Below are 5,007 nucleotides of genomic sequence, written 5' to 3' on the forward strand. Positions count from 1 at the left end.
CCCCGCCCCCGGCGGCGCAACGCCGCGCTCTGGGCGCGCGACTGGACACCGGGCTGGCCGTGTTCAACACGCTGCTGCCGGTGGTCAAGGGCCAGCGGATCGGGCTGTTTGCGGGGTCCGGCATCGGCAAATCGCGGCTGCTGGCGCAATTCGCGCGGGGCATGCAGGCGGATGTGGTCGTGCTGGCGCTGGTGGGCGAACGCGGCCGCGAAGTGCGCGATTTTGTGACCAAGGTGCTGGGACCCGAGGGCATGGCCCGCGCCGTGGTGGTGGCGGCCACCTCTGACCGCTCGCCGCTGGAACGGCGCCGCTGCCCGCAGGCGGCGATGACCATCGCCGAACATTTCCGCGATCAGGGCAAACATGTGCTCTACCTTGCCGATTCGATCACCCGCTTTGCCGAGGCGCACCGCGAGGTGGCCATCGCCTCTGGCGAAATGCCCGCGCTGCGCGGCTTCCCCCCCTCGACCGCACATCAGATCATGACCCTTGCGGAACGTGCCGGCCCCGGAATGGGCAGCATGGGGGATATCACCGCGGTGTTCAGCGTGCTGGTGGCGGGATCGGATATGGATGAACCCATAGCCGATATCCTGCGCGGCGTGCTGGACGGGCATGTGGTGCTGGATCGCCAGATCGCAGAGCGCGGGCGGTTCCCCGCGGTGGATCTGCTGCGCTCTGTCTCGCGCAGCCTGCCCGAGGCGGCGAGTGAGGACGAGAACATACAGATCGCCCTGGCGCGCAGGCTTTTGGGTGCCTACGCGCGCTCTGAAACCATGATCCGCGCCGGTCTTTACCGCAACGGCAGCGACACACAGCTGGATCAGGCGATCAAGGCCTGGCCCGAGCTTGAAACCTTTCTGGCAGAGACCGAGGCTTCGGGGATCGACGACAGCTTTTCCCGCCTGCAACTGCTGCTGCGGCGGGCAACGTCCGGCTCGGGATCAGCCGCCCAGATCAGGAGCGCGAAACCGGCGGCGCAAGCCCCGGCAAGCCGGGGAGCCTAGCACATGTTGCGGTGAAGTGGGGTCAGCTGAGTGGCCAAACGCATCTGCCGAGGCAAAGCTGGCCGCAACCTGACTGCTGTATGTATCACGCTGATCAAACACGACAGGCGTCAGGCGATAAAGCGTGTCTGGGGCAAGATGTTCTTTATATTCCGTGGCCCATCAGCGTTGATGAAGCCGATCTTTGCAACCTGCAAAACGAAGCCGACCAAAGCCACCGGCTTTGGCCACATTGTTCAGGACAGGCGCGTGGCGAGCAGCCGGTCTTCGCGCGGAATGAGCGCGCGCAGAGACTTGAGGCACTGATAGAACTGATCGCTGAGCAGGGCGTCGGTGGCCGCTGACAAGAGGTTCCTGCTGTCAGAATCCGTAAGGATGCGGCTCAACTCCTCGATATTGCGCAAAAGACGGTGGCGCGTTTCTGCCGGGTCGGCGTCCCCCGTCAGGACAAGCTGCGTCGCATAGCAGACGCGGCGCACCGGGGTGGAGGCCTCTTCCGGGTGGATGGCATCCCTCAGCCGCAGGATATTCGCATTTGGCGACACGATGGACAGCCGACTGCGCCGGTCCCCGTTTTCAATCACCGCTCCGTTGATCAGCACCCGTTCCTTGGGCGCGAGTTTCAGCACAAGTCCGCTCATTTCTTCGCCCCTCTGCCGCTCAGCCCACGCAGGACCGCGACATTGATTTCGAGAATGGGACCAACCTTCGCCTCGCCCTTCAGAACGCGGCGGGTGTGATCCTGCATATATTCAGCAAGATAAAAGATACGGGCACGCAAGTCCTGAGGAAGCTCATTGCCAGAGCTGCTGACGTCCACGGCCAATGCCGTCCAGAGCTTGCGGTTGTCATACAGCGCTTCAACCAGTTGCGGGAAGCCGCGCTTGCCTTTCTGTGCCGCGATCTTGAGACGATGCGTCACCTGCGCAATCAATTCATATTCTGTGCTGCGTTCAGAACGGGTTGATCCTGCTGCAGCCGAGTAGGCGCGTTGCGCCAGGGAATGCGCGTTCAAGTCACATCCTTCCAGTATTCAATTCTTCATTGCTTGATAGCTGTTCAGCAGAATCTGGGGGCCGTTTGACCGACCCCCAGAAAAGTGCGCTTAACGGAAGAGCGTCAGCAGGGACTGCGGTGCCTGGTTGGCAATCGACAGAGCCTGAACGCCCAGCTGCTGCTGAACCTGCAGCGCCTGCAGGCGCGCCGAAGCCTCTTCCATATCCGCATCGACCAGCGTGCCGATACCGGACTTGAGCGAGTCGGTCAGGCTGGTGATGAAGTCGGACTGGGTTTCGATGCGGCCCTGGACCGAACCGAAGGCAGCGGCGGAGTCGATCGATGTCTGGATCAGATCCTCGACAACGATCAGCGCGGCCTTTGCACCCTTGGACGTGCTGACATCCACGGAGGAGAGCTGATCAAGTCCGCCACCAGCGGTACCGCCGGAGGTGACAACAAAGTCCGTGGTCGTAAAGGCGCCGGTGCCCGCAACTGTGGTGTTGTTGGTGATCTTGAAGGTTGCGGTGCTATCGCCATCATCGACATAAGACGCCGCGAAATCTTCCTCATAGCCCGCCTTGGCAAACGCCACGTTCATGCGGCTTGCCAGACCTTTGGCGATATCCGCAGTGGTATCCCCAGCCTTTGCCACATAGGTCACGGGCGCGGTGATGTCCGTGCCCGCACCGGTGGAAAGCTTGTCGAAGAAGGTTGCGGCAAAGGAATAGGTATCACCGGCCAGCACGCGGTTTCCGTTACGAAGGGTGTTCGTGATGTCCCCGTTGACCTGAAAGAGCTCGGTCGCACCCACGGCAATCGTGTTAGTGCTGCCGACGACGGCCGTCGTGTTGATCGTGGTGGCGGAGGCCGTGACGGTGCCCACTGTCTGAGCGGTTGTCGACAGAGACTGCTTTTCCACCCCGATCTGGGCCGAGGTCACGCCAGTGCCCGAACGGTCCAAAGACGAGAGGATGTTCACGGTGCCGCCATCGTTATTCACGATCTGCTGGGCAATCGTGTTGGTGGCGCCGGTTGTTGTGGGCGTCAGGTCGAGAAGGTTCAGACCGTTGAACTGAGCCGCGCCGGTCACGGATGCAATCTGGTCGCGCAGAGCGCTGATGTCGGACTGGATCTTGCCGCGGTCAACGTTCGATTCCTGGGCGGCGACGATCTTGCCCTTCATCTGTGTCAGAAGATCGGTCACAGTTTCAGCGGCAGACCGCGCAACCGCAACTGTGGATTCACCGAGGTTAAGGCTGTCTGAAATACCTTTGAAACCTTTGACGTCGGATTCCATGACCTTGGAAATAGCCCAGACGGCAGAGTTGTCCTTGGCGGTGGCAACGCTTTTGCCGGTCGAGATCTGGCCCTGGATGTCGCCGAGACCCCTGTTGATGGATTTCAGCGTTTGCAGCGCAACCATTGCGCCATTGTTTGTCAGAATGCTTGACATGGTATTGTCTTCCTTGCAGTCGGTCGGCGCTTTTGCGCCTGGTTTCGATGTCGCCGTATTCGGCGTCTGAAAGGTCTTTCTGACACTTGCAGAGGCGGTTTTCTCGCCTCTGCGCCACCTGCTTTGGTGCACCGCCAATCTACACCGCTCTTTCCTAACGGAATGCTAAGGGCGGTCGGTGTGTTAACGCGTATTTGAGTCAAACTTCACGCACGTCGCTCGAGCTTGTTTGCCTCGTTTTTCACCAGCGCCGACTTGCGGCCATGCTCATCGTAGGTTTCAAGCGTCTTACGCAGATGGCGCAACGCGCTGAGTCGGCTGGCCACGTTGCGGATGCCGGCCAGGGCCTGATCGAACAGCACCTGATTGCGGCCAAGCTTGACCTGCAGGGCAGACACCGTTTCCGGATCATCCACGCCTGAATTGGCAAGGGCGTCGATCAGCGCGGACTTGCGCTGCATCACATCCTCGATCTTGTCGAGCGCGCCGGCCAGCAGCGCTGCGCGCTCTTCCTCCAGCAGCGCATCCAGCGCGGCCATGATGTCCCTTGTGGTCTGGTTGGTCATTTTTCACGTTCCTTCAATGCGTTATAAAGCGATTCAGCAAGTCCGATACCACCACCCTCGACCATCGCACGGGCCTGTTCCTGAACGAGGAATGAGGAAAACTGTTCCTCTCCTGGGCCGCCACCGAAGGATTCGCTGGTCTCACCCAATCCGGCGGACTTGAGCATTTCTGCAAGAAATCCGGCCTCAAGCTCTTTGGCGGCGTCCCGCAGGGCCGTGTCGCGGCGCGACGCACGGTCCGGCATGGAAGGCGTGTTGGAAACAGGGTCCATGTCATTTGCTCCAATTCGAGTAACTTTCCCGATTAGGCTGCAGAGACGGTAAAGATGCGGTAAGGAAAAACATTCTATTGTGTTGCATACGGAAGAATTCCCGGAGCACACATGGTACCGAATCTCACATCCTTCCCGCTTGTGAAGCAGACGACCTCGCCACAGACCCCGACAGGGGGATCGCCCCCATCGAATCGCTTTGCAGACATGTTCGACGCGATGGCGCGGGAACAGAAACGCGCCGCCACACCGCGCCCGGACTCTGGTGCGCCGGAAAAGGTCGACGCTGCAAAAAACACGCAGAAGAGTGATTCCCGGGAAGAGCACACGCAGGACGAGACGCCAGAGGTCGCCCCGGACGCGGCAGGTGCGCGGCCGGAACCGGATCAATTCACAGATGAGGTCGGCGATCAGGTGCTGGCAGTGCCCGCCGCGCCGCAGGTGGTTTCAGACGACGCCGAATCAGAGTGGACCATTCCAACCGCACCGGCAGCGATCGCACCAAAAACCAAAGCGGCCATGACAGAGGCGGCGGTGCCAGAGCTGAAAATAGCGACGGGCGAGGCCGGCACAGCTTTTGGCAAGATGGCGGAGCACGCCCCCGCCCCGACCGACGACCCGCGCCGGGCGCAGGAACCCGCGCTGCTGCGCGGATCCGATCGCACGGTGCGCGCAGGATCGGCGCCTGTCGCCGCTCAGACAGCGGCCAG

Annotated in this window: 7 protein-coding genes; 2 read left to right on the forward strand and 5 right to left on the reverse strand. The window is 61.3% G+C overall.

The window, feature by feature from the left end; translation table 11 throughout:
• Window positions 1-1,007, forward strand: a 1,007-nt coding sequence (locus tag P775_RS22015) for a FliI/YscN family ATPase (RefSeq protein WP_099913002.1), incomplete at its 5' end; no start/stop codon positions are given.
• A 236-nt stretch (window positions 1,008-1,243) separates the two neighbouring features.
• On the opposite strand, the gene flbT is transcribed toward P775_RS22015, so the two are convergent.
• The 5 genes from flbT to P775_RS22040 form a co-directional block, all read right to left on the reverse strand.
• On the reverse strand, window positions 1,244-1,648 hold the full coding sequence (gene flbT / locus P775_RS22020) for a flagellar biosynthesis repressor FlbT (protein ID WP_099913003.1): 405 nt from the start codon (window positions 1,646-1,648) through the stop codon (window positions 1,244-1,246).
• Window positions 1,645-2,022: a flagellar biosynthesis regulator FlaF gene (gene flaF, locus P775_RS22025; RefSeq protein ID WP_099913004.1), complete on the reverse strand. Its 378-nt coding sequence runs from the start codon at window positions 2,020-2,022 to the stop codon at window positions 1,645-1,647. Before flaF ends, flbT begins: the two co-directional genes overlap by 4 nt.
• 90 nt (window positions 2,023-2,112) lie before the next feature.
• The gene (locus tag P775_RS22030; RefSeq protein ID WP_099913006.1) at window positions 2,113-3,459 is read right to left on the reverse strand and encodes a flagellin; all 1,347 of its coding nucleotides are present in this window, start codon (window positions 3,457-3,459) and stop codon (window positions 2,113-2,115) included.
• A 206-nt stretch (window positions 3,460-3,665) separates the two neighbouring features.
• Complete coding sequence (locus P775_RS22035) at window positions 3,666-4,025, reverse strand: flagellar protein FlgN (RefSeq protein ID WP_245875812.1); 360 nt, start codon at window positions 4,023-4,025, stop codon at window positions 3,666-3,668.
• Window positions 4,022-4,297 carry a rod-binding protein gene (locus tag P775_RS22040; protein ID WP_099913005.1) on the reverse strand — a complete coding sequence of 92 codons (276 nt, stop codon included), beginning with the start codon at window positions 4,295-4,297 and terminating at the stop codon, window positions 4,022-4,024. Before P775_RS22040 ends, P775_RS22035 begins: the two co-directional genes overlap by 4 nt.
• Before the next feature lie 111 nt (window positions 4,298-4,408).
• On the opposite strand from P775_RS22040, the gene P775_RS22045 reads away from it, so the two are divergent.
• The coding region (locus tag P775_RS22045; protein ID WP_218967750.1) for a hypothetical protein at window positions 4,409-5,007 on the forward strand (599 nt) is incomplete at its 3' end.

Source organism: Puniceibacterium antarcticum (assembly GCF_002760615.1).
Lineage (GTDB): Bacteria > Pseudomonadota > Alphaproteobacteria > Rhodobacterales > Rhodobacteraceae > Puniceibacterium > Puniceibacterium antarcticum.